The organism is Bacillus pretiosus, assembly GCF_052947655.1.
The window spans coordinates 4,748,325-4,772,005 of record NZ_CM129593.1 but is presented as its reverse complement, the minus strand read 5'-3'; the positions used below and the strand labels follow the sequence as shown (position 1 = coordinate 4,772,005).

Here is a 23,681-nt window from a genome sequence, read left to right as displayed (position 1 = left end):
AGTTGACGCTATATACTTCGACAAATGTGGGAAAAATTCCTTTTTATTGGAAACGGCATATTGATTTAAATATGTGGAAAAGTAATGTGGATAAATGAACATTTGAGGTGTAATGATGAAAAAAATGATATGTATTATATTCGGTCTTTGTTTTTTTATACACTTGTCCACAACATATGCAGAATCCAATCAAAAATTAAATTATCCAAGCAATCGAAATAAATCATTTGTGAGTGAAGATGTGTTTTACGAACAGTTAGATAAGAAAATCTATAAAGAATACAACAATGCAGCATATAGCGTTCGAAAAAAGATTTTATTTAAAGAAGTGCCGGATAAAGAATTTTCTTTCAGAAAAAAAGCAGCCGTGGGTTGTCGTAGTAGCGTGGTACTTCAAGATTTTTTTGTTCACCCTGATCGCCAAGTTTATTTTTTTGCTTCCTTTTCTCAAAATGAAGCAGAAGAGTTTCATAAGTACATTGTTATAGATGCAGAAACAAAGAGGGAGCTGCAAGAGGGCAAGAGTTATCATCATTGCAAAAATCGTGGTAAAAAATAACCCACCAGCTGGTGGGTTATTTTTTATTCCGGTACACTCATTAATTTCTCTTTCATTTTACGAATAAGAATGACAGCACCAATTGTGAAGAGAAGGGTAATTCCTTCTGCAACAAAGATGTTAATTGTTTTTGTTTGATAAAGTGCCGCGAAAAAGTCTACAAATGCGTGGAATAATATAGCGTAAACAAGGAAGATATATTTCTTCTGTTTTACTGCGTATAAGACAAGCATTGTAAAGGCAATTTGCAATACAAGAGCCATAATTCTTTCCAAGCTGCCAAGGAAGTATAAATAAGCAGGTTGTTCTATTAACATATCCTTTACAAGATTTAATTGTGGTAGTTTTTCTGCCATTTGAGCGAAGCTACCATTGTTAATAGCATTAGCGAATATAAGTGTCTGCAATGCAGAGAATCCGCCAACTAAAATGGATTCAATCCCGCCGTGACCAATTCCATAAGCGAAGCCATCTTTATATTCTAGATATTTTTTTAGTAGGAAGAAGAAGGCAACGAAGCGTCCTAATTCTTCAAAAATACCAGCAGTTAGTCCGCCATAAATTGCAAAGACAAACGGATTTTCTAAAAATGGAGCGATTGCTGGATTACCACGCATAAATAGGTGGAACGGTGTTTCGAGAATTTGGGTAAATCCAATAAAGATAAGAACACCAACGCCGACCACTTTCCAATTAATATTATATTTTTTACGGAAATAAACAAACGCAATAATAGGTACCAGAATCGAAATCACAAGTTGAATTGTGATACTGGCAATTACCGTACTTGAAACCATACTTTCACCGCTTTCTAATATATGTACATATCTATTATGCATGAAATATAGTGGAGATGAAACTTTTAACAAAAAATGAATTTACTTATTGACTCTAACGTTGCGTCATACTTTATCGTATGTATTAAGGGGAGATACACATGACAATGAAGGTAAAAGAAGTAGCTAATTTAGTTGGAATTAGTGTGCGCACACTGCATCATTACGATGAAATTGGGTTGTTAACCCCAGACGAGACGACAGAGTCTGGATATCGTCTGTATTCCAATAAAAATTTAGAGACATTGCAGCAAATTTTATTTTTTAAAGAGCTAGGCTTCCCTTTGAAGAAAATTAAAGAAATTATCATGAGTCCATCATTTGACCACGAAGAAGCACTACAGCTTCATAAGAAAATGCTTCTTGAAAAACGTGCCAGATTAGATAAGGTGATTGCGACAATTGATAAAACAATTCAGCATACAAAAGGAGAGATTGAAATGACGAATAAAGAGAAATTTGAAGGGTTCGATTTCAGCCATAATCCGTACGAAGAAGAAGCGCGTGAACGATGGGGAGACGCAGCTGTAGATAAGGCTAATGAATACGCGAAAGGTATGTCAAAAGATAATCAAGAAGAGTTTAATACTATTTACAGAAATTTAGCGGCGCTTAGACACGGCGCACCAGATTCTAAAGAGGCACAAGAAGCAATTGGAGTATGGTACGATTACTTGCAAAACTTTGGAGAATATTCACTAGATGCTTTTAAAGGACTCGGTCAAATGTACGTCGCTGATGAGCGCTTCATGAAAAATATCGATAAGTTTGGTGAAGGTTTAGCACAGTTTATGTGTGATGCGATGGAGGTTTATGCGGATCGTAAGAAATAGTAAAAAAGGTGGAGGTTTTCTCCACCTTCTTTATTTTTTAATCATATCATTCAAAGTCTGATCCCCCGTATTGTTTAAATGAGGATTTTTGCTCATTTCTCGCTTTAGCATGTCGAGGCTCTGTGTATATTCTGTATCATTTAAGCTACCTGATTGAAGGCCTTGAATTTGAGAAATCAACTTTTGGTCTGTTGATACATATGCTTTATAATAGCGAGGGACGATGGACAAAGCAGCTTTATATACTTGATCCGCTACGAGTTTTGGATCCGTTGTGTTTGCACGGTATACAACAAATACTTCATCATCGGTAACGAGCGTAGCAGCGTTTGTAACGTCAGGAAGTTTGACTGTCATGCTTGTAATCATTTCAGCGACTTTCTCACGGTTAATGGCTCCTACTTGTTTGTTAGATACTTCATGTTTTTGTTTAGATGAATAACCGACTCTCGTTAATCTTGTATTTGTATTTTCCGTATGATACATGTCGTTTTTATTGGAAACAAGAACACGACTTCCTTCTTCACGTTCCATTTCGGCTTTATTAGATGATTGACAGCCTGCAAATAAGGAAAGAGTGAGGAGAGAGAGTATAATTTGTTTTTTCACGATGTATCACCTCCTTCTCCATAGCATGCACTAATTTTCAATTTTTTGTATTTGAAATTGTTGGTTGGTATGCTTTGTGATACGATAAAAAGAAGAATGCTTAGAGAGGAAGTTAATGATGGAGCAAAAGCAAGAGCAAGAGATGCATGCTACGGTGAGCATTAATAATGTTCAGTACGAAGTAATTAAAAACTTTCGTGACGGTTTTAATGAAGAAGCATTTAAAGAGCGTTATGCAGAAATCTTAAATAAATATGATTACATCGTAGGGGATTGGGGTTATGAGCAACTTAGATTGCGCGGTTTCTTTGATGATAGTAATCAACGTTCGACATATGATACGAAAATTAGTACGTTAACGGAGTATTTATACGAGTACTGTAATTTCGGTTGTGCACACTTCGTATTACGAAAAGTGAAGAAATAAAAAAATCCTCTTACGATTGTAAGAGGATTTTTTGCATATTTTCGCTTATAAACAAATCGAGATATGATCGCCTTCAGAAAGTATTGTATTTGGTTTCATTTGTTGTCCGTTCAATTGAATATCCCCATTTTTAATTTTATCCACAATGCGTGTACGGCTCCAGTCGGAAATATATGTGGATAAGGCTTTATCCATTCGGTGGGAACCGAAAACGATATCTAATACGATCGTGATTTCGGCTATGCCGTTTTCTTTATGTTGCGTAATGGAAATGGTAGTAGTTGTTTCTATTTGATCTTGCTGCGTCATGTCGAATGTTTCAACGTGATCAGTGAATGCTTTATAAATACGAAGCTTTTGATTCCACGTATGATCTTTCGGACATTTATAAATGGCAAAGCGGTATATATTTTTTCCGTTGGCGTTATGCCTACGAATATTCGTGTCAGTAAATAAGGTAGTGCGTCTGCAATTTTTACAATACTTTTCGATTGTGTTTTGCTCATTTTCATATAAACTCCAAGAAAGTTGTACTTTCTGCATTTTCCTTCACCTCTTATAGTAGTGGTAAAGGAACGTAATACAGCTATTTGGATGTCTTGTAGTATGAAGACATGATAAAAAGACAAAAATAAAAGGAGATTCCCTTAGGAACCTCCGTAAACATCATACTACAGATGCGTTACGTTCCTTTGTAATGGGAATGGGCAGACTACTCCCTTGAAAAAGCACGGTGCTTTTTTGAGAGTAATGCTATCCAATTGCTGGTCCATTACAAAGTAAATGTTGGCATACGTAGATAACGTCCTTTCTATCCAAATAGATTTATTCTTAATTATAACATATAAGATTGAAAATTCAAAATACTTAAAGCGAAAAAACACCAGCTAAAATAGCTGGTGCCTAAGATAAATTATATAAGTTCAAATAAAAATGAGCGTAATTCTTCTGCAATTTCTTCAGTCATAGAAAATGCATGCTCTAAGTAGCCTGGTTCGTTTAAATCGTCAGGACCGATGATTGCAAATCTATTGCGCTGTATATCAAGGACAATTGTTTTACCGTAATGACGATCGGAGTATAAAAGCGCTAAATCATGACGCTCATTTTCTCCCATAAAGCTAACGAAACGAGTTCTTGTAGCGACTGTATCGTCGTACAGAAAGAAACGTTCTTCCATACACATGGCTCCTTTATTAAATATCTAAGTTTAAGTGTGGTTTATGATCTAAATGGTGATGCGTTTTAATGAATCGTACCGTTCTTGTTTTGTAACGCATAACGATAGAATATGTTTCAGCTAGATCTCCGCCAAGGAATTTAACACCGTCTAATAACTCACCAGCAGATACACCAGTTGCTGAGAAGATTGCATCATCCCCAGATACTAAGTCATCTAACATAAGAAGTTGACGAGGATCTTCTAATCCCATTTCACGACAACGAGCTTCTTCTTCTTCGTTCATTGGAACTAAGCGAGCTTGCATTTCACCTTCAAGGCATTTTAATGCTGCTGCAGAAATAACACCTTCTGGAGCTCCGCCAATACCTACGAATAAATCAATACCCGTTCCAGGTAGTGCTGTTGCGATTGACGCACCAACATCACCATCACCAAATAATTTTACGCGTGCACCTTTTGCACGAACACGGTCAATAATATCTTGATGACGTTCACGTTCTTGCACGATAACTGTTAGATCGCGAATCTTTTTATTGTTAGCTTCTGCTACAATTTCAATTGTTTTTTCAATTGGATCATCTAAGCTAATTTTACCAGCTGCTTTTGGACCAACCGCGATTTTTTCCATGTACATATCAGGAGCATGAAGAAGGTTTCCTTTATCTGCGATTGCGATAACTGCCATTGCATTTGCAAGACCTTTTGCAACGATGTTTGTACCTTCTAATGGATCAACGGCAATGTCTACTTCTGGACCGTTACCTGTTCCTAGTTCTTCACCAATATACAACATCGGTGCTTCATCAAGTTCTCCTTCACCAATTACAACTGTACCTGCCATGTTTACTGAATCAAACATATCACGCATTGCTGTAGTTGCTGCATCATCTGCTTCGTTTTTCTTTCCGCGGCCCATCCACTGTGCGGATGCTAATGCTGCTGCTTCTGTTACACGGACAATTTCTAGTGCGAGTTCACGTTCCAAGATTCCATTCCTCCAATTTCAAAAATCATACAAATATAACTATAACAAATAACGGAGAAAAGGTGAATTCGAAAAATTGTCGATTTTTTCAGAAGAAAGCGTTACAATTAAAATGTAAATGCTTTAATTTCCAGGTAGGTGACATTCATGTATTTTGTAGACAGAAAGAAAATAGAACAAATGTTAGTATGTTTAGAACAAGCAACAAGTACATTTCAAGAGAAAAAGATATATGAAACCGAGTTTGAATTTTACGCATTAGAACGTATAGCTCATCTAATTATTGATTGTGTATTAGATGTAGGGAATGCGATGATTGATGGATTTATTATGCGCGATCCAGGAAGTTATGAAGATATTATCGATATTTTGATGGACGAGCGAGTGATAAGTGCAGAAGAAGGACGAGGAATGAAAGAAATTATCCTTCTTCGAAAAATGCTTACGCAAGATTATATTCAAATGAATCATGATGAATTATATAAGACGATTCAAAAACATATTGCAGTGGTAGAGAAATACCCAGCAAATATTCGCAGTTATTTAGAGAAGGAATTAGGACCTGTATCTGCATTTGTACCAGAATAATTATGCTTATAAGATCCCCGGGACTGCCTTTTGGGGATCTTATATTGTATGTGAGAAAGTAAAGGGAAAAGGGAGAAGGGAGAAGGGTTAAGCATGGGGGAAGCACGTACGACGAAAGATGAAATTGTACAATTGTTGAAAGTTAAGGGAGAGCACACAGTAGCGGAACTAGCTGACGTTTTAGAGATTACAGAAATGGCGATCCGAAGACATTTAAGTAATCTTGAGAAAGATGGTTTCATTTATTCTAAGATGGTAAGACAACATGTCGGAAGACCAACTTATTTATATGGATTAAGTGAAAAGGGAGAAGATACATTCCCGAAGGAGTATAAGCAATTTGCGATTGATATGCTAGAAGATTTAGCTCGAATGGGTGATGAAAAAATACTTCGTTACGTTTTAACAGAGAGAACGAAGCGAATGGAAGAACAGTTGCAAAAACGAGTGAGTAATCAAAAGAATTTAGCATTTAAAGTGCAAGAGATAGCGGCTATGCAAGAGAAAAATGGTTATATGGTTCAAATAAAGAGAGATGGGGAGAACTCTTTCGTAATTGAAAAACAAAACTGTCCGTTAAAAGAAATTGCAGAGAGATTCCCGCAAGTATGCGAAGATGAAAAAGAGATGTATAATCGTTTATTTGCAGGAGCAGATGTAAAGACGTTAGCAAACATGTGTGAGGGCGATTGTAGTTGTTCTTACCAAGTAAAAGAGAAAAAATGAACGTTATGGGGCGCTTTTAGGTAAAGCGTTTTTTTCTTTGGAAAAAGCGGGTAATATAAGAGTGGTATGATAAGGTGAGAACGTTAGCATAGAAGGAGAGACATAATGATGTATAAAGGTTACTTAATTGACTTAGACGGTACGATGTATCGCGGAGAAGAACAAATTGAAGAAGCGAGCGACTTCGTAAAAGCATTAGGAGAGCGCGGCATTCCTTATTTATTCGTTACGAATAATTCAACGCGTAAACCAGAACAAGTGGCAGAAAAACTTGTTCGTTTCGATATTCCAGCGGAAGCAGAGCAAGTATTCACAACGAGTATGGCGACAGCGAACTTCATTTATGAACGTAAACAAGACGCAACTGTATATATGATTGGTGAAGAAGGCTTACATGATGCACTTGTGGAAAAAGGATTTGAACTTGTGGATGAAAATCCTGATTTCGTTGTTGTTGGTTTAGACCGTGACATCACATATGAAAAATTAGCAAAAGCTTGTCTTGCTGTGCGTAACGGCGCAACGTTTATTTCTACAAATGGAGATATCGCCATTCCGACTGAGCGCGGATTATTACCAGGTAACGGTTCATTAACATCAGTTGTAACAGTATCAACAGGCGTGGATCCAATCTTTATTGGAAAACCAGAATCAATCATTATGGAACAAGCGTTAAAAGTGCTTGGTATAGGAAAAGATGAAGCATTAATGGTTGGGGATAACTACGATACAGACATTTTAGCGGGAGTAAATGCTGGCATGCATACCCTTCTTGTCCACACTGGAGTCACAACTGTGGAGAAGTTAACAGAATATGAAGTACAACCAACGCAAGTTGTGCATAACTTGACGGAGTGGATTGAGAAGATGTAATGAAATGCAGGTAACCGGAATAGGTTACCTGTTTTTTTATGCATAATTGCATATTCGCCGTTGTTATATAAAATGTAAAATTTATATGTAATGATACAAGGGGGGATCAGAGTGTACTGGATGTCATGTATTATGTTTGTTTTTACATTATGTGTTTTGTTTTTTGTTCTATGGAAGATATATAAAATAAATGAAATGAAAAAAAGCTCAGGAAAACTCATTGCAATGTATCCTCGGGTGAAAAGATGTTGGATTGCATTACTTGGACCAGCATATTTCATTGGGCAATGTATGTATATATATGCTCAGTACGTAAGTGGCGATATTGATACAGTTGAACAGTTTCTCATTCAGCTAGGTATTCATGCTGTAGCAAGTTGTTTTATGACTTTAATAGCTATCCATCTTATTAAAAGTGTACAAATATATGAAAAAGGTGTAGTAGACGGATTAAACTTTTATTCATACGAAGAATTAAAAGGCTATAAAACATCAACATGGGAAAATCCAAAAGAAAATATATTTTTATATCGCGGGCGAGAAAAAATGAATGACAATGTAAATTTACTTATTAGACAGGAAGATATGAATGAATTAGAAAGCATTCTTCAAAGATATATTCCGAAATTAATGATGAAATAAAAAAACTCCGGTTTTAACAACCGGAGTTTTTTATTAGAATGCACGATTCACAACATCTTTAACTTCTTCAAGATATTGCTTACGCACACTGTTATCCACAGAAGGAACACTCGTATAGAATGTATGCTCAATTGTTTCAATACCTGTAAATTCAAAAATACCAACATCTGCTGTTTTCTTCATTGCTTCAAACATACCGCCTGCTGTGTATGCTTCTTTCGTATTTCCCATTGTAGATAATAGTAAGCCTTTTTTACCGCTTAATAACTTTTCAATACCATTTTCACCGTAAGCATAAGCGAAGCCGTGGCTAAATACACGGTCAACGTATCCTTTTAAAATAGCAGGAAGTCCCGCCCACCAAACTGGATAAATGAATGTAATGCTATCCGCCCAAGAGATATGCTCTTGCTCTTCTTTAATATCTTCTGGTGTGTTTCCTTGAGAAAATGAGATGAAATCGGAAGCGTCTAATACTGGATTGAAGTTTAACTCGTATAGATCGCGAACGCGTACTTCATGACCTTTTTCTTCTAATTCACTTTTTACCGTTTCTAAAATCGCATGGTTAAAGCTTTCTGTATTTGGGTGTGCATAAACGATTACATGTTTCATTGCTCTTCCTCCTATTTGTGGATAGTTTTTTATTTATGTAACTATTATGGTTACTTCTGTTGTGAGAGTCAACTTTTTTGACGTGAGAAATAAAGCGAAAATGTAATTAGCTAATATGGGATACATGTTAGTATGTGACAAAAAAATACAAAAAAGTAGGGATTTTGCATTCTGAATAGAATATATAGATTGGTAAATAGAGAGAGAAGGGGATATGGGGATGCATATTATTGAAATTGAAAGGTTAGAAAAATCGTTTGATATTGGGGATAGTAAAGTAAAAATATTAAAAGGCATTAATCTTCAAATTCAAAAAGGAGATTTCGTCTGTATTATGGGGGCTAGTGGATCGGGTAAAACGACCTTACTTCAGTTGTTAGGTGGATTAGATATTCCGTCAGTAGGTAGTATTCGAGTTGACGGTACAGAGATATCAACATTAAAAGAAAAAGAGCTAGCTTTATTTAGAAGGCATAAAATCGGTTTTATTTTTCAGCAGTTTAATTTGATTCCAGTGTTTAGTGCAGAAGAGAATGTAGGGTTACCGTTACTGTTAGATAATGTCTCGCAAAAGAAGGCAACGGTGACAGCAACTCATTTATTAGAACTTGTTGGATTGAAGGGAAAAGAAAAACATTTACCAGCACAGTTATCAGGCGGGCAACAGCAAAGGGTTGCGATCGCAAGAGCTTTTGCAAATGAGCCGGCTATTATATTAGCTGATGAACCAACAGGGGCATTAGATTCGGAAAATAGTAAAAACATAATTGCGGCACTTCGCAATGCGTGTGATGAGTTAGGGCAAACAGCTGTCATTGTAACGCACGACCCGTTCGTAGCCGCTCATGCGGATAAAGTTGTTTTCTTATTAGATGGTGAAGTGATTCATGAACATGCTGAAAGTAAAGGGTGGAAGTTTCGAAATATCCCGCAACAAGTTATCCACATTCAAGAGATTATGAATCGTCACTTTAAAGTAGGAGGTAAAGGTGATGCGATGGGTAATTAAATATGCGGTAAAATCGATGAAACAAAATTGGCTGCGAAATATGTTGATTGCCCTCGGTGCAGCTTTAGGTGTTATGTTAGCGACGATGTTATTGCTAGGCAATCAATCAGTAGAGAAAAGTGTGAAGGAACAAGTAGTAAGCCGGTATGGAGATTATAATTTACAATTTGGTTATATAAAAAATGATATGTATTTAAATAATGAAAGTTTAAAAGGAATAGATGGCTTAGAAAATGCTGAAAAAATATCAAAAGTACTTATACCATATCCTTTTCCAAATTATAAAGAGTTATCGGGAAAACCGTCCTATTGGGGTGTTGAGCAAGATTCTCCAGAAATGCATTCTTATAAAATAGTAGAAGGGCGATATCCGAAAGAAGGTGCTGAAGTAGCACTGACAAAAGGGTATACAGATCGTGAAAATATAAGAGTAGGAGATACGATTAAGTTGCCATTCCCGCAGCATGGAGAAAAGAATGTGAAAGTCGTCGGGATTTTAAATCCACCGCTAATGGCAGCAATGGGGCATAGTGCTTATTTTCCAATCCATTGGCTTCAAAAAGAATTAAATCTATCAAATCAATTCAACCTCGTTCAAGTGAAAACCGCCGATGTAAATGTGAAAAGAGCAATTGCTCTTGATGTAAATAAGAAGATAGAAAATATAAAGGTGGATCAACGTACTTATGTTGATAAGGCGTTTGAACGACTAAATGTAATGAAGCCGTTAATTTTTAGTTTAGGTGGTATTGCTTTATTTGTTGTAGCTCTTTTAATAATGGGAAGTTTCTTCTTATCTGTTAGAAGTCGATTTAAGCAGTGGGCATTATTACGTGCACTCGGTAGTAATCCAAATCAAATTATATTAGTCGTTTTATTAGAGGCTTTATGCATCGGAGCAATCGGATCGCTAGCAGGGGTTATTCTTGGGGCAGGTACGCAAACAATTGCAGCATCATTCATTAACAAATGGGTGAATATTGAGGGGGCGGGGAAAGCATCATTCTCAATCTCAGGTGAGGTTCTACTCATTACGTTTTTACTAGGGATTGTTATGTCTGTCATAGGAGCTATTATACCGGCTTTCATGGTTAGAAAGATTCCACCTGTTCAAGCACTTCGGCCAGGTCTTCCTAGTAATGAGAAAAAAGAAAAAAGATGGAGTGCTTTTAGCCTTAGCATTTTAATCATTGGTACCGTTATTGGACTCACGGGTAGCATATTAGAGCAGTATATCGGTTTCAATCTAAGTGCGATAGGAGCGCTGTTATTTGCAGTTGGTTTGTTATTGGCGATTCCGTTATTTATTCGCGTAATAGCACCAGTGATTGCAAAACCGTTCCAAATGATATTACGAATTGAAACGACGATTAGTAGCCGGAATGTAATTCGTTATCGGAATAAGGCAGCTGTGTCGGTTGCTATACTAGCATTTGGTTTTATGTTAGCACTTGTTGGAACGATGTATGTAAATTCTATGTATGAAGGTATGAAAAAAGGGTTACAAAAACATTTACCAGCGGACTTAGTAGTAAGAATTCCAGTAGAGTCGCAAGGAATAGAAACATTACCGTTTAGTTGGATGGAGAAGGTTAGAAAAATTGATGGTGTGGAATCGAGTGTTGGGAATGCTACTGACTTTACAGCAAAGCTTGTGAATTATGACTTTAAAAAAGCGAATCAAGAGTGGTATGAATTTATGAAAAAAAACAATTTGAACTATGATTCAATGGAAGTTGTAGGTAACGATATTGTAGCGTACCAGAAAGTAACAAAGGCGAAAGTGATTGCAGGACAACCTTTAAATAAGCCATTACAAGATGGTGAGGGAGTCATTACGAAAGAAGTGGCTAAAAACTTAGGGCTTCAGTTGCATGATACGGTTGACGTACAAGGAAAAGGGAAAGAAAAACAAAGAATTAAAGTCGTTTCGATTATTGAGCAAGGATTAAGGTTAAGGAGTTTGGATATTTTTGTGAATGAACAATGGGCTCGCGATAAGTTTCACGTACAAGGATATGAAGCAATTCAAATTATGATTAATTCTAATCAATCATTTGAAGGGATTAAGAAGCAAGTAAAAGAAATTACAAAGAATAAAGAGAATGTAGAAGTTATAAACAGTTATGATTTATTGAAAGAACAAGAGCAGTTATTATCGCAAATGATGATGTTAATTCGCTTGTTAGTTGTAATTGTTTTCATTATTTCTGGCATAGGATTAATGAATGCAATTGTCGTAAGTTTGCATGAAAGACGTGCTGAAATTAGTATGATTCGTGCGGTAGGAGCTATTCCGAAGCAAATGAGAAGGATCGTTTTATTAGAGGGAACTTTACTTGGAGCGATAGCTGGTTGTATCGGAATTTTTGGTGGGATTATGTTTAGCTATATCGTGTTATCAAGCTTAGAGTTAACGGTTATTATTATTCCGTATAATCAAGTTGTCATACTGGCTCTAGCTAGCGTGATGCTTGGAGCGGGGGCAGCATTGATTGCGTCATTACAATTAAGAAAGTTTAAATTAAGTGATACTTTAAAGGAGTTATCAGCATAAAAGATTGCTATACCCCACTCATACAAAGAACAAAGAAAACAAATAAAATAATAACAATACCAATGCCGAAGTTAAATACGAGAGTACTATCCATATTATGTAACCTCCTTGTTTGAAAGTAAAAAGCACTCTAGCCAAGAGTGCTTTTTTTATTTTGAGTCTACTTCACAACTTTTAGAAAAAGATTCATGTGTGTAAAGAGTTACATTATTTTATGTATTTATACTTTTAAATGAGTAAGTCCTTGTAAGATATAAAAAAAAGACACTCTTTTGAGTGTCTTTCATGATGACAAAATGTGCCAATTGCTTGAGTTTGATAAGGCGCTAATATCCGTGTTAACGCCTTTTCTTTGATCAAGAAGTGTAGCAACAGCGATTCAAATAAATTGTACCATTTGATTTATAGGTGTGCGTATGCAATTGTGCATATTCCTATTAGAGGGAAATGAGGCACGAAAAATGAATGAGTATATATAGAATATTCGATTAGGGGAGAGAAGGATGAATATACATAAGTTAACGGTAGAAGAAGCAAATGAGATAAATACGTGGGCGTATGAAGAACCTTATGATTTGTATAGTTTTTCAGGAGAGGAAGAAGCGATAGAAGAATTATTAGATGGGACGTATTACGGTTGTTGTGACGATAAGGGGGAGTTTATCGGCTATTTTTGTTTTGGGGAAAATGCACAAGTGCCAGGGGGAAGAGATGCTCATTTATATGATGGAGAAGATGTAATTGATATCGGACTTGGCATGAAGCCAGCGTTAACAGGGAAAGGGCTGGGAAAAATGTTTTTTCAAGCGGGGATAGCATTTGCTGCGAAAGAATATAAGCCAAAAACGTTCCGACTTAGTGTAGCGACATTTAATACAAGAGCGATTACGCTATATAAAAACATAGGTTTTCAGCAAGGTCCTATTTTTTTGAGTCGCGGAAGAGAATTTATGCTCATGAAATATGAAAGACCGTCAGTATGAAACTGACGGTCTTTCATGTTTTATTATTCCGAATGCTCAGCTCTGTGTGCTAAACGGCTTGAAGCAGCGGCAGCGATCCCGCCAACGATATCATCAAGGAATGTATGCACCTTTCCAGATGATTTATCATTTAAGAATTCTAAAATACCAGGTTTTAATTTATCGATATATCCAAAGTTCGTGAAACCGATAGAGCCGTACACATTAACGATAGAAAGTGCGATCACTTCATCAATTCCGTATAAGCCTTCATCACGTTTTACGATATCTTGTAACGGCTCACTTAACATTCCTTTTTCAGCAAGGACATCGAGTTCGATACCAGTAATCAGTGCGTTTTGTACTTCACGTTTTGATAATACACGCTCAACGTTATAACGGCATTCTGACATCTCTAAATTTGGATGATATTTTTTTTGAAGAAAATGAACAAGCTCAGCAATATCGTCAATTGTTACACCACGTTCTTGTAATAGTTGTAATGCTCTTTCTTGTAGTTGATTTGATTCTTTCATGTTTATCACCTTTTTTTCTTTTTAGTATTTGTATACGTTTCGTTGCTTTATCATGTGCATAGGAATGAAAGGCGAGCACAAGCTCATATATATAAAGAAAAACCATAGGTGGCGACTGCGATGATTCATCATATTTATGAGCATTATCATATGCATGTTAAAGAATTAATCCCCCTTGGCCCCTATAAAAGCTTTTGGATTCGCAACAAAATTTATGTACTTGTTCCAATTGGAGAAATGGAGGAAGAAGTACTTGTAGAGATGAAAAAGCTCAGTGATTATATGAACCAGCAAGGGGATATAACTGTAGCGACTTTCGTTCCGACTATACACGGCTACTATGTAAGTGAGATAGAAGAACAAAATTACTGCTTATTAAAAGGTATGCGTGCGTTAGAACGACATGCTACATCATTAGGAAGTGAGCTTTCTATATTCCATAAACGAGGTGCATTCTTTCCAGAAGAAATCGAGCAATTAAGCCGCATAGGCGAATGGAAAGCGTTATGGGAAAAAAGGCTCGATCAATTAGAAAAGTTTTGGCAATCACAAGTGATGAACCACCCTACAGACGTATTCGATCAATTGTTTATTGAATCCTTCCCGTATTACTTAGGAGTTGCAGAAAATGCAATTCAGTATGTTGTCGATACAGAGATGGATGATACGCCGCAAATGACTGATGCAGCAACAATTTGCCAAGAACGATTCACACCCTTATTATGGCATCAAACGAAGCGCCTCAAACTTCCTTTCGATTGGGTGTATGATCACCCAACTCGAGATATGGCAGAATTAATCCGCTATATGATGATAGAAAAAAAGAAAGACTGGGAGCAAACAATCGTTCAATTTGTTACAGATTATGAACGGAATTATTCGCTATCCTCATTTGGTTGGCGCCTATTATTTGCAAGGCTCCTGTTCCCACTTCACTACTTTGAAACAGTCGAACGATATTACCAAACGGGAAATGAAGAACAAAAAAGCATATATAGAGATCGCTTAGAAGCCATTTTACACGATGTGAACCGCTCTGAGCAATTTATGAAGCACTTTTATGGCTCACTTCGTTTACCAGTCGATAAGTTAGGGATTAGGAAATTAGATTGGCTATCTTAAAATATAAAAAAGAGACCGATTGAGGTCTCTTTTTTATATATCACAATTGTATGTAATACATTATGCCCCTACCTGTTGATCTGCACATATATTTAAAATGAATTGATGTCTTTCAATTTTTTCATTTACTTTACTCAATAATTCTTGCTGAATTTCTTTAAATAAAAATTGATAGCTCGCATTCCATGTTGGTATAACGGATGAAAGATCTAATAAATACTCTTTTTTCTTTTCTAGTTCTTGAATTGTTAAGAAAGTGTTCCCCATTTTTGGCATGTGTCGTCCCCCTATGTTTTTTACTTTTATATGTGTGAACGATTCTATAGTATTAATTATCTCACTTTTTGAGAAGGATTTCCAATTTTGTTTTATGATGTTAAAGGAGAAGTGTTTTTTGAATAAAAAAAGAGACCCAAATGGGTCTCTTTCTAGGAAGCGATTCTGAACGAGCCGCTTCTGCTTTTAGATTAATATCTAGCTCCAGCGGCTAAAATGTTCGGTGGCTTCGCTTCTTCCGCCGAGGCAAAAAGCGCCTCTATGTCAGAAGCTCCATCCTCCTCGCATTTTGAACGAGCCGCTTCCGCTTTTAGATTAATATCCAGCTCCAGCGGCTAGAACAGTCGGCCATTTCGCGTCTTCCTGTGAGGCAAAAAGCGCCTCTTCGTCAGGAGCTCCAATGACCTCCTGTTCTGAACGAGCCGCTTCCGCTTTTAGATTAAAATACTTGTTCTACTTCAATAACGCCTGGTACTTCTTCTAGTAATGCGCGTTCGATACCAGCTTTTAGTGTGATTGTAGAACTTGGGCAGCTTCCGCAAGCACCCATAAGGCGTAATTTTACGATACCTTCTTCAATGTCTACTAATTCAACGTCTCCGCCATCGCGAAGTAAGAATGGACGTAATTTATCTAATACTTCTAGTACTTGTTCTTCCATATGTGGGTTTTCCATTTTTATCGACTCCTTTCATCAGTTTTATTATAATCAAGATAGAGGGGAAAATCTATTTTTTCTGTTCTTGTTTTAATGTCGAAATTTTTTATCATGTTTACAACGTGTTTTTTCAGTATAGGGGTATGGAATAAGTTTGTAAAATGATGTGCTTATGTACTAAGACATCTGAATATACTGTTGAAACAAGAAGTGGGGGAAAAGAAATGGTTAATGTGCAAGTGTATGGGACGAAAGTAATTTGTGCGAGCTGCGTTGGAATGCCATCTTCAACAGAAACATTTGAGTGGCTACAAGCGGCGATTGGTCGTAAATATGAAGGACAAAAAAATAAATTTAATTTCGAGTATATTGATTTTCAAGAAGAACAAGAAGATGAAGATAAAAAAGCATTCGCAGAGCGCGTAGTGGAAGAAGATCTATTTTATCCGGTCGTTCTTGTAAATGGAGAAATTGTTGGAGAAGGAAATCCTCGTTTGAAGGATGTTTACGAAGAAATCGAGAAATATTTATAAAACAGGAAGCCTTTGCGAATTTGCGAAGGCTTTTTTTAATGGAGGGATAGATGTGAAAAATGGAGTGAAGCATGCGTTACCAACAGAAGTACGACAGTTAATGGAGCGGTACACAGTAGAATTAAAAGAAATTTTTTTAGATGAAAAAATAGTCGGGGTATATATTTACGGCTCCATCGCACTCGGTGCATTTCATGCAGAAACGAGCGATGTTGATTTTATTACAGTAATAAGTGATTCCATGAATGAAGCTGAAAAACAGCAACTTGTCGAACTTCATAAGAAAATTAGTGGTAGTACGTTAGGTAAGAGAATGGATGGTATGTATATTCCGCTTGCTGATTTAGGGAAATACAATGATGAAATGAATGAGTACGTGTATTGTGCAGATGGTAAAGCGAATGTAGGTCATTGGGATATTAATGCGGTCACATGGTGGACATTGAAAAATCAAGGTATTACAGTTACCGGGAAAGAAGCGGAAGATCTTCCGTTTCAAATAAGGTGGGACGATGTAGTCAATACGATGAAATACAACGTAGAACAGTACTGGAGTGAAAAAGCGAAGCAGCCGTATTTATTTTTCATAGAAGAGTGGGTAGAATCAGCTGTCGTTACGATGGGCCGTATTTTATATACACTAAATCATAAAACAATCGTTTCAAAAGATAGTGGATTGCAATACTTGTTAGAACGTTCAGGGGAAGAATGGGAGCTTTTATTAAAAGAAGTAGCGAGAATACGGCAGAATCCAAAAGAAAAGCGAATGCTCTCAAGGTGGAGAAGGGCAGATATGACGAGGAAGTACTTACTACATTTAATTGAAATATGTAGAGAGAAATGGTAGGGAAAAACCGACGATACAGTAAATTGTATCGTCGGTTTTTGTGTTGATAATGGTATATAATGGATTAAAAGGTTTAATTATACTGGAGGGGGTAGGATGAATACAGAATTAACTACTTATGAAGAAAAGAATGTAGCAATAAGTATGCGCGAAGTAATTAGCATGATAATAATTATTTTTGGGGTAATGTATTGAATTGGTTTTTTGAACATTATATATGACTCTTCCTTATATCCATGGTATGTAGATCATCTTATTCCACCTTTAACATTTCTTACTATTATTTTAATATATGCACCAGCAAGAAATTGCTGTGTGCAGTTAGTAAAATCAATGCAGTTTAATAATTTAAAACATTATGTAACGATAGTAATGACGATGATTGTACTACTTATATATCTTGCAGTATTAAATTTAGTTTTACCACATGGGCTTCGTGTGAATGAATCTAATATAGTAATAAAGCCTACTAAAAGTGAAATCATTTTATACGTAGTTGTACTCACCACTTTTGCACCGATTTGGGAAGAACTTTTATTTCGGGGGATGTTTTTCACGAAATTATCTCAGCGCTTTTCTACACTTAGTAGTGCCGTTATAAGTGCTGTTATCTTTACTTTAGGTCATCCCCTTACAGTAGGGAGTGTTTTATATATTTTTGGTGGTGGTATATGTTTAGCTTATACGTATAAGAAAACAAATAACTTACTCGTCCCATGGGGGATTCATTTATTAAATAATGCATTTTTTATATTAGTAAATTTTCAACTGTAAAAAGACGCCTTTTGAAAAGGGCGTCTTTCGTATTTTGTAGAAATGGATTTACATGTACTGTGTAGAGGAAAGGTAATACGAAATATAGATAGTTTCATGTGAAACATTTTTATTATCAAATATACAAAATGATTAACTTAGTGTATTAAACGTATCATTCATAAGTATTCTAATATATTTAAAAGTAAAATAAAATAAAATAATAAACGGATAATTGTCGGAATATATTCGATTTCCGTTCATTTTTATGAAATATATGTACTTTTTGTTAGATTCCTTCTTTTTATTTCTATAAAATACACGTATGTAGAAATGAGAAAAGGATGATGTACGTGAGGGACACTGTTTTACAAGAAACAATTTCTTCGCAACAGTTACATACAGTCGTTCAAAAGAATACGGCGTATTATGACTTTAAGTGGGGAAAAGTAGAAAATCCAGCGCAAGGAAATACGTGGAATTGGGTAGCCTTTTTCTTCCCAGTTTTTTGGTTAGCTTATCGTAAAATGTATAAGTTGTTTATTATACTTACGTTACTGGCGGTACCTAGTATATTTGTAACTCCTTTTATAGATATTCCAGATGGGATTTTTTTATCAATTGGTCTAGTTTTTCAATTAGGAATGATGATATTTACTGGATGGCAAGGAAACCGTTTATATTATAAGCATGCTGTCCGTATTTTACATAAGGAAGAAAATATGCCAGATCATGAGAAGGCGTATTATTTACAATCAAAGGGTGGCGCTAGTTTTGCTAGTATGGTTGGTTTACACATCATAGTAGGGTTAGTATTTGGCGGAGCCACGTTCGGACTCTCCTTTTTACCAACTGAACCAAATATAAAAAACGTTGTTCGTGCAAGTGATGAAGGATTTACTTTAGAGATTATGACGGATAATCCAACGTGGAAGCTTGTGAAGAAAGAAAAAGATTATGACGTAGTAGAATTTACTGGGTATGATTACGAAGAGAAGAAAAATATAAAAATTAAATTTGCTGTTTATTTCAGTGAAGACTATTTTGAATGGCAAGAAGTATATGAGAATAATAAGAAATTAAGTGAAGAAGAGTTAGAAGAGTATCAATTTTACATTGAAGAAAATAGTTGGAGTTTCTAGTGAGAGCTCGTTCATTTTGAGAAGAAGAATCTTGTGAAGGTTCTTCTTTTTTATTGGAAACACCATACGAATTGAAAATTTGTAAAATACAATAAAAAATGAGAATTTGAGGTAGGCTTGTCAATAACGTAAGACTATGGCACTATAAAGAAATGCTATACAAATTTTATTTATCGAGATGTAAACATCAATTTTGATTTTTACGTATAAATAATGAACGGAGGAAATGAATTTATGGCTACTTTACCTAATTGTCCAAAATGTAATTCAGAATATACGTATGAGGATGGCGTTCTTTTCGTATGTCCAGAATGTGCTCATGAGTGGGGCCAAGAAGCAGAAACTGAAAATAATGATGGTGCAAAAGTTGTAAAAGATGCGAACGGAAACGTTCTTCAAGACGGCGATGCTGTTACTGTTATTAAAGATTTAAAAGTAAAAGGAACTTCTTCAGTTGTGAAGATCGGTACGAAAGTAAAGAGTATTCGTCTAGTTGATGGCGATCACGATATTGATTGCAAAATCGACGGTTTCGGAGCTATGAAATTAAAATCACAGTTCGTTAAGAAGGCGTAAATAAAAAAGAGGAGGCGATTAGCCTCCTCTTTTTTATTGTCATTTTTTATCGGTAAGTCGATATAATTTTATTTACCATGAACAGTGCACATTTACCGTGCACCATAGTCAATCTCTTTCAACTGACACCGCTTATTAAAGAATGTTTTATATCCAAGCTGTAAGAAGATAATAACAGCAAAGGCAGTACTTCCTGAAATACCAAGTATAATGGCGATTTGATATTGAATGGCTGTAAATGGTGATACACCAGATAAGATTTGACCAGTCATCATGCCTGGTAAGCTTATAATCCCCATTCCGACCATAGAATTGATCGTTGGTAAAATAGCAGAGTCAAAAGCGTCTCGTATGAGCGGCGCAGCGGCTTCTTTCGGTGTTGCGCCGAGCATAAGTGCGCCTTCAATTTGACCTCTTTGCGATTTCATATTATTTAAGAACGTATTTGCACCAAGGGAAACACCTGTCATCGCATTCCCAACTAACATTCCCGTAATCGGAACGATATATTGCGGTGCATACCAAGGGTCGTGCCCGATAATAACAAAGATAAATAGTAGAAGTGGGCCAATTGATCCGGCAACCATGGAAAGCGCGGCTACTCGTTTTAATTCTTTAGACATCGGGATATTGACTCGTTTATAAATATTAAAAATTGCAAAGGTAGTAATAGAAGTAATAAGAGCAATTGTATAAAATGGATTACTATTTTCAAATACGTATGTAAGGACATATGCAACAAGTACGAGCTGAATCGTCATACGGAATGTTGCGAGCGCAATTTGTTTTTCACGAGGAATCCCTTTTAATTTTACAAGTCCAATTAAAATAAGAATAAAAATATATGCAGCGGCAAGTTGCCAAATTTGGAGTTCAATAACGCCCTTCAACTGAGAGCACTTCCTTTCTAGTTGCACCGTTTGTTTTACTAATTTCAATAATATCGTCTGCAATTTCTTTTGGAAGTTGTTGTGAGTGTGTAATGAAGATAACTGTTTTTTTCTTTTCTCTTGCTAGCATAGTAAATTGTTTCATAACGCGGCGTTCTGTATCGCTATCTAGTGCCGAGGTTGGTTCATCTAATAAATAAACAGGTGGATCCATAAGTACGATACGTGCAAAAGCAAGTCGTTGTTTTTCTCCGCCTGATAATGAATCAGCGTTGTCTTCTAAATTTTTTTCTAAGCTAACAGTCGTTAATGCGCTTCGCAAGGCATCATCATTTGGAAATGGTTTTTCAGAAAAACGAAGTCCCATTAATAGATTGTCTTTAATCGTTCCATCAAAAATAGGTGGCGTTTGCCCAAGCATGACTACGTCACGTCGTAATTGAATTGGAGGATAATCGGAAATTTGTTTTCCGTTATATTCAATTGTACCGGATGTTGGAGATTGCAAATCATTTAGCATGCGGAGCAATGTACTTTTTCCGCTCCCACTCTCACCGATAATACATGTGATTTTTTCTTTTTGAATCTGTAAATAAGGAATTTGTAGTATATCTTTATATGTAACGTCTTTTAATATAAACATAGATGGCTCCTTTCTGATTCTAGTTCTATCGTATCAAAAAAGAGAGGATAACGGTTATAAAGAACAACGTTTTTTCTTCGTCTTGAGTTCTATTAATAAGTTAAGTAAACGATCTAATTCTTGGCTGAAAGAAATCACTTTATCATGAGTGAATCCGTACTTTTCAACGAGATAGATCAATTCTATCTTCTTCGCTTCTATTCGATCGTTTAGTTTCGTTAAGTTCATAAGTGAAATGGAATACCTCCTGTAAAAGTATTTACAACATAAAAAATAAGACCGAATGACTTCGGTCTTAAAGGAAATAATAAAACAACTTATAAATAGCATACACTGTTTATCAATAGTTTTTAATATAAAAATGAAAAATAAATCATCATCCATATTGAGAAAGATGTGTCTGATAATTATATTTTAACTCATAAAAGAGACTGCCTATTTAGTAGACAGTCTGTAAAGTATTAACCTTTATGATATTTGTACATCCAAAGAAGACCGGATTTTAATAATCTCGGTACACGTCCCATTAATGGTTGGTTTGCTAGTAAACCGAAGCCGTGCTTCTTACCAAGAGAGCCGAGAACACCTTTTAATTTAATTACAGGTAGTTCGTCAGGAAGTGGTTCATTATTCCAACGTTTTAATAATATTTGGACAATTTGTTCTCCTTGACCTTCAGCAAGTTGTGCAGATGGAGCGTGTGGAAGTGCTGCGCAATCTCCTACAACATACACGTGCTCGTTATTTGGAATATTGTGATATTTTGTTAAAACAACCCGTCCGCTACCATCTTGTTCAACTGGAAGGTTTCGAACAACTTCATTTGCTTGAATACCAGCTGTCCAGACGATTGCATCACATTCAAGTGGTTCATCGTGGTTGTACACAATATTTGGTTCTACTTTTGTAATGTTAGAGTTTCGTATAATAGTAACCTTATGTTTTACGAACCATTCTTCTACGTATCTACTTAATTTCTCTGGATATGGGAATAGAATTCTATCTTTTCGATCAAATAAGTGAATTTTTAAATCAGAACGGCTTTCGCGAAGTTCACTTGCAACTTCAACGCCACTTAATCCAGCACCAACGACAGCTACTGTTGCGTTTGGTTCTAGACTATTTAATTGTTCATATGTCTTACGTGTTTGTTCAATCGATTGTAGGCTATGTGTATATTCCTTCGCCCCAGGAACGTTATGATATTTATCCTCACAGCCAAGACCGATAATTAAATCATCATATGGGATTGCTTCGCCGCCATCGAGATGAACAGCTTTTTCTTCGAGATCAATATTTGTTATTGTGCCGTATTGAATATTGAGGCGTGGGTGCTCGGGAAACGGTATACGAATATGTGTTTCTGAAATAGTACCCGCAACTAATGCATAATATTCAGTTTTGAAGCAATGGTATGGTACTTTGTCGATTAATGTCACTTGTACATCATCTGGAAGTTGGTTGCTTGGAAGTAGCCGCTGCAGAATTCTCATTCCACCGTAGCCGCCACCTAGTATTACGAGGTGTTTCATGATGGATTACCCCTTTTCTGTTGAAATATCCCCTAATCATACAATTTTATATTAATAAAATATTTTGACTTTACTCAATCAAATTATATCGAATTTGTGAACAAATAACAATGCATGAATGAATACTCTGTTGTACAATAAGAAGAAAAGTAAAGTAAACTGTTTTTCCTTTTTAATTACTATTTCATTGCGAGTAGCATGTTATATAAAATAAGTCCATCTACTTTGAAGTGAAATAGTGAAGTAACTAAATAGTTTAGAATGTATAACGAAAACAACAAGAGACAGCTTAGTTTTCTTCTTATAGATAGTCAGAAGGTAATTTGTTTTGTAGTACAGGGGGGAGAATTTTGATTAAACCATTAATTGAATTTTGTGTAGGTAACCTTGCGAGTGGTTCACAAGCAGCTTTAGAGAAATTAGAAAAAGATCCGAATTTAGATGTAATGGAATATGGTTGTTTAGGATATTGTGGTATTTGTTTTGAAGGGCCGTTTGCACTTGTAAATGGTGAAGTCGTACAAGGTGCTACAGTAGAAGAACTTGTCCATAATGTATATGAGTATTTGGATGAAAATCCAATGTTTTAAGGTGTTGCAATCAGCAGCACCTTTTTCTATTAGATAAAATCTTCTTTCGCGGGGGAGGATAATATTGTATATAAAGAAAAAAAGGCCCTTGTAGAAGGGCTTTTTTTCTTACACAATTTGTGCAAGAATGGCTCATCGCCAAATGTTGTCAAATATGAGAAACGGGGGACATTCATATT

Annotated in this window: 29 protein-coding genes and 1 pseudogene; 17 read left to right on the top strand and 13 right to left on the bottom strand. The window is 35.9% G+C overall.

What is annotated here, in order from left to right; genetic code table 11:
• The first annotated feature begins 115 nt into the window (after window positions 1-115).
• On the top strand, window positions 116-559 hold the full coding sequence (locus tag ACU8YW_RS24790) for a hypothetical protein (RefSeq protein ID WP_088608550.1): 444 nt from the start codon (window positions 116-118) through the stop codon (window positions 557-559).
• Window positions 560-582: 23 nt separating this feature from the next.
• On the opposite strand, the gene ACU8YW_RS24785 is transcribed toward ACU8YW_RS24790, so the two are convergent.
• Window positions 583-1,398: a YhfC family intramembrane metalloprotease gene (locus ACU8YW_RS24785; protein ID WP_116868002.1), complete on the bottom strand. Its 816-nt coding sequence runs from the start codon at window positions 1,396-1,398 to the stop codon at window positions 583-585.
• 98 nt (window positions 1,399-1,496) lie between these two features.
• On the opposite strand from ACU8YW_RS24785, the gene ACU8YW_RS24780 reads away from it, so the two are divergent.
• Window positions 1,497-2,228 carry a MerR family transcriptional regulator gene (locus ACU8YW_RS24780; protein WP_262719597.1) on the top strand — a complete coding sequence of 244 codons (732 nt, stop codon included), beginning with the start codon at window positions 1,497-1,499 and terminating at the stop codon, window positions 2,226-2,228.
• A 30-nt stretch (window positions 2,229-2,258) separates the two neighbouring features.
• Here the strand turns inward: ACU8YW_RS24780 and ACU8YW_RS24775 are convergent, their stop codons facing one another.
• Entirely contained in the window at window positions 2,259-2,837 is a 579-nt protein-coding gene (locus ACU8YW_RS24775) for a YhcN/YlaJ family sporulation lipoprotein (protein ID WP_046954398.1), read from the bottom strand.
• Between the two features lie 142 nt (window positions 2,838-2,979).
• On the opposite strand from ACU8YW_RS24775, the gene ACU8YW_RS24770 reads away from it, so the two are divergent.
• Window positions 2,980-3,264 carry a YutD family protein gene (locus ACU8YW_RS24770; protein WP_370512873.1) on the top strand — a complete coding sequence of 95 codons (285 nt, stop codon included), beginning with the start codon at window positions 2,980-2,982 and terminating at the stop codon, window positions 3,262-3,264.
• Window positions 3,265-3,309: 45 nt separating this feature from the next.
• On the opposite strand, the gene ACU8YW_RS24765 is transcribed toward ACU8YW_RS24770, so the two are convergent.
• The 3 genes from ACU8YW_RS24765 to glpX form a co-directional block, all read right to left on the bottom strand.
• Window positions 3,310-3,807 (bottom strand): cytoplasmic protein, encoded by a 498-nt coding sequence (locus tag ACU8YW_RS24765; protein ID WP_088064724.1) that lies wholly within the window; start codon window positions 3,805-3,807, stop codon window positions 3,310-3,312.
• A 370-nt stretch (window positions 3,808-4,177) separates the two neighbouring features.
• A complete protein-coding gene (locus ACU8YW_RS24760) occupies window positions 4,178-4,444 on the bottom strand; it encodes a DUF3055 domain-containing protein (RefSeq protein ID WP_000392614.1) in 267 nt (88 codons plus the stop codon).
• A gap of 16 nt (window positions 4,445-4,460) precedes the next feature.
• On the bottom strand, window positions 4,461-5,432 hold the full coding sequence (gene glpX / locus ACU8YW_RS24755) for a class II fructose-bisphosphatase (protein WP_000439090.1): 972 nt from the start codon (window positions 5,430-5,432) through the stop codon (window positions 4,461-4,463).
• 147 nt (window positions 5,433-5,579) lie between these two features.
• On the opposite strand from glpX, the gene ACU8YW_RS24750 reads away from it, so the two are divergent.
• From ACU8YW_RS24750 to ACU8YW_RS24735, 4 genes are all read left to right on the top strand, one after another.
• A complete protein-coding gene (locus ACU8YW_RS24750) occupies window positions 5,580-6,020 on the top strand; it encodes a DUF86 domain-containing protein (RefSeq protein WP_106382993.1) in 441 nt (146 codons plus the stop codon).
• 93 nt (window positions 6,021-6,113) lie between these two features.
• Window positions 6,114-6,746 carry a helix-turn-helix transcriptional regulator gene (locus ACU8YW_RS24745; protein WP_060488135.1) on the top strand — a complete coding sequence of 211 codons (633 nt, stop codon included), beginning with the start codon at window positions 6,114-6,116 and terminating at the stop codon, window positions 6,744-6,746.
• Between the two features lie 108 nt (window positions 6,747-6,854).
• Window positions 6,855-7,619 (top strand): 5' nucleotidase NucF, encoded by a 765-nt coding sequence (nucF, locus tag ACU8YW_RS24740; protein WP_002096233.1) that lies wholly within the window; start codon window positions 6,855-6,857, stop codon window positions 7,617-7,619.
• A gap of 111 nt (window positions 7,620-7,730) precedes the next feature.
• On the top strand, window positions 7,731-8,261 hold the full coding sequence (locus ACU8YW_RS24735) for a DUF5673 domain-containing protein (protein ID WP_446894017.1): 531 nt from the start codon (window positions 7,731-7,733) through the stop codon (window positions 8,259-8,261).
• A 33-nt stretch (window positions 8,262-8,294) separates the two neighbouring features.
• On the opposite strand, the gene ACU8YW_RS24730 is transcribed toward ACU8YW_RS24735, so the two are convergent.
• Entirely contained in the window at window positions 8,295-8,876 is a 582-nt protein-coding gene (locus ACU8YW_RS24730; RefSeq protein ID WP_088608546.1) for an NAD(P)H-dependent oxidoreductase, read from the bottom strand.
• 220 nt (window positions 8,877-9,096) lie between these two features.
• Here ACU8YW_RS24730 and ACU8YW_RS24725 point away from each other — a divergent pair, with 220 nt between their 5' ends.
• The 3 genes from ACU8YW_RS24725 to ACU8YW_RS24715 all read left to right on the top strand — a co-directional run bounded on the left by ACU8YW_RS24725 (window position 9,097) and on the right by ACU8YW_RS24715 (window position 13,425).
• Window positions 9,097-9,885, top strand: coding sequence for an ABC transporter ATP-binding protein (locus ACU8YW_RS24725; protein ID WP_426934189.1), 789 nt, complete (start codon window positions 9,097-9,099; stop codon window positions 9,883-9,885).
• Complete coding sequence (locus tag ACU8YW_RS24720; RefSeq protein ID WP_426934190.1) at window positions 9,869-12,442, top strand: FtsX-like permease family protein; 2,574 nt, start codon at window positions 9,869-9,871, stop codon at window positions 12,440-12,442. The genes ACU8YW_RS24725 and ACU8YW_RS24720 overlap by 17 nt, the downstream gene beginning before the upstream one ends.
• A gap of 503 nt (window positions 12,443-12,945) precedes the next feature.
• Window positions 12,946-13,425 (top strand): GNAT family N-acetyltransferase, encoded by a 480-nt coding sequence (locus ACU8YW_RS24715; protein WP_088608543.1) that lies wholly within the window; start codon window positions 12,946-12,948, stop codon window positions 13,423-13,425.
• Window positions 13,426-13,448: 23 nt separating this feature from the next.
• Here the strand turns inward: ACU8YW_RS24715 and ACU8YW_RS24710 are convergent, their stop codons facing one another.
• Entirely contained in the window at window positions 13,449-13,940 is a 492-nt protein-coding gene (locus ACU8YW_RS24710) for a phosphatidylglycerophosphatase A family protein (protein WP_000665100.1), read from the bottom strand.
• 120 nt (window positions 13,941-14,060) lie between these two features.
• On the opposite strand from ACU8YW_RS24710, the gene yutH reads away from it, so the two are divergent.
• Window positions 14,061-15,062, top strand: coding sequence for a spore coat putative kinase YutH (gene yutH, locus ACU8YW_RS24705; protein WP_000581274.1), 1,002 nt, complete (start codon window positions 14,061-14,063; stop codon window positions 15,060-15,062).
• 60 nt (window positions 15,063-15,122) lie between these two features.
• Here yutH and ACU8YW_RS24700 read toward each other — a convergent pair whose 3' ends face one another.
• Window positions 15,123-15,338 carry a hypothetical protein gene (locus ACU8YW_RS24700; protein WP_001125489.1) on the bottom strand — a complete coding sequence of 72 codons (216 nt, stop codon included), beginning with the start codon at window positions 15,336-15,338 and terminating at the stop codon, window positions 15,123-15,125.
• A 439-nt stretch (window positions 15,339-15,777) separates the two neighbouring features.
• Entirely contained in the window at window positions 15,778-16,014 is a 237-nt protein-coding gene (locus tag ACU8YW_RS24695) for a NifU family protein (protein WP_000431158.1), read from the bottom strand.
• A 206-nt stretch (window positions 16,015-16,220) separates the two neighbouring features.
• On the opposite strand from ACU8YW_RS24695, the gene ACU8YW_RS24690 reads away from it, so the two are divergent.
• From ACU8YW_RS24690 to phnA, 5 genes and pseudogenes are all read left to right on the top strand, one after another.
• Complete coding sequence (locus ACU8YW_RS24690) at window positions 16,221-16,529, top strand: YuzD family protein (RefSeq protein WP_088608542.1); 309 nt, start codon at window positions 16,221-16,223, stop codon at window positions 16,527-16,529.
• Complete coding sequence (locus ACU8YW_RS24685; protein WP_426934191.1) at window positions 16,498-17,376, top strand: nucleotidyltransferase domain-containing protein; 879 nt, start codon at window positions 16,498-16,500, stop codon at window positions 17,374-17,376. The genes ACU8YW_RS24690 and ACU8YW_RS24685 overlap by 32 nt, the downstream gene beginning before the upstream one ends.
• 96 nt (window positions 17,377-17,472) lie before the next feature.
• A pseudogene (locus ACU8YW_RS24680) lies at window positions 17,473-18,150 on the top strand (CPBP family intramembrane glutamic endopeptidase).
• A 323-nt stretch (window positions 18,151-18,473) separates the two neighbouring features.
• Window positions 18,474-19,271 (top strand): DUF2628 domain-containing protein, encoded by a 798-nt coding sequence (locus ACU8YW_RS24675; RefSeq protein ID WP_199695107.1) that lies wholly within the window; start codon window positions 18,474-18,476, stop codon window positions 19,269-19,271.
• A 234-nt stretch (window positions 19,272-19,505) separates the two neighbouring features.
• Entirely contained in the window at window positions 19,506-19,847 is a 342-nt protein-coding gene (gene phnA / locus ACU8YW_RS24670; RefSeq protein ID WP_048528370.1) for an alkylphosphonate utilization operon protein PhnA, read from the top strand.
• Between the two features lie 92 nt (window positions 19,848-19,939).
• Here the strand turns inward: phnA and ACU8YW_RS24665 are convergent, their stop codons facing one another.
• The 4 genes from ACU8YW_RS24665 to ACU8YW_RS24650 all read right to left on the bottom strand — a co-directional run bounded on the left by ACU8YW_RS24665 (window position 19,940) and on the right by ACU8YW_RS24650 (window position 22,912).
• Entirely contained in the window at window positions 19,940-20,737 is a 798-nt protein-coding gene (locus ACU8YW_RS24665) for an ABC transporter permease (RefSeq protein WP_000679254.1), read from the bottom strand.
• Window positions 20,721-21,380, bottom strand: a complete 660-nt coding sequence (locus ACU8YW_RS24660) for an ABC transporter ATP-binding protein (protein WP_426934192.1) — start codon at window positions 21,378-21,380, stop codon at window positions 20,721-20,723. The genes ACU8YW_RS24665 and ACU8YW_RS24660 overlap by 17 nt, the downstream gene beginning before the upstream one ends.
• A 54-nt stretch (window positions 21,381-21,434) precedes the next feature.
• Window positions 21,435-21,608 carry an aspartyl-phosphate phosphatase Spo0E family protein gene (locus ACU8YW_RS24655; RefSeq protein WP_060488142.1) on the bottom strand — a complete coding sequence of 58 codons (174 nt, stop codon included), beginning with the start codon at window positions 21,606-21,608 and terminating at the stop codon, window positions 21,435-21,437.
• A gap of 233 nt (window positions 21,609-21,841) precedes the next feature.
• A complete protein-coding gene (locus ACU8YW_RS24650; RefSeq protein ID WP_000682062.1) occupies window positions 21,842-22,912 on the bottom strand; it encodes an NAD(P)/FAD-dependent oxidoreductase in 1,071 nt (356 codons plus the stop codon).
• A gap of 350 nt (window positions 22,913-23,262) precedes the next feature.
• Here ACU8YW_RS24650 and ACU8YW_RS24645 point away from each other — a divergent pair, with 350 nt between their 5' ends.
• Window positions 23,263-23,502, top strand: coding sequence for a YuzB family protein (locus tag ACU8YW_RS24645; RefSeq protein ID WP_000595024.1), 240 nt, complete (start codon window positions 23,263-23,265; stop codon window positions 23,500-23,502).
• Window positions 23,503-23,681 lie beyond the last annotated feature (179 nt).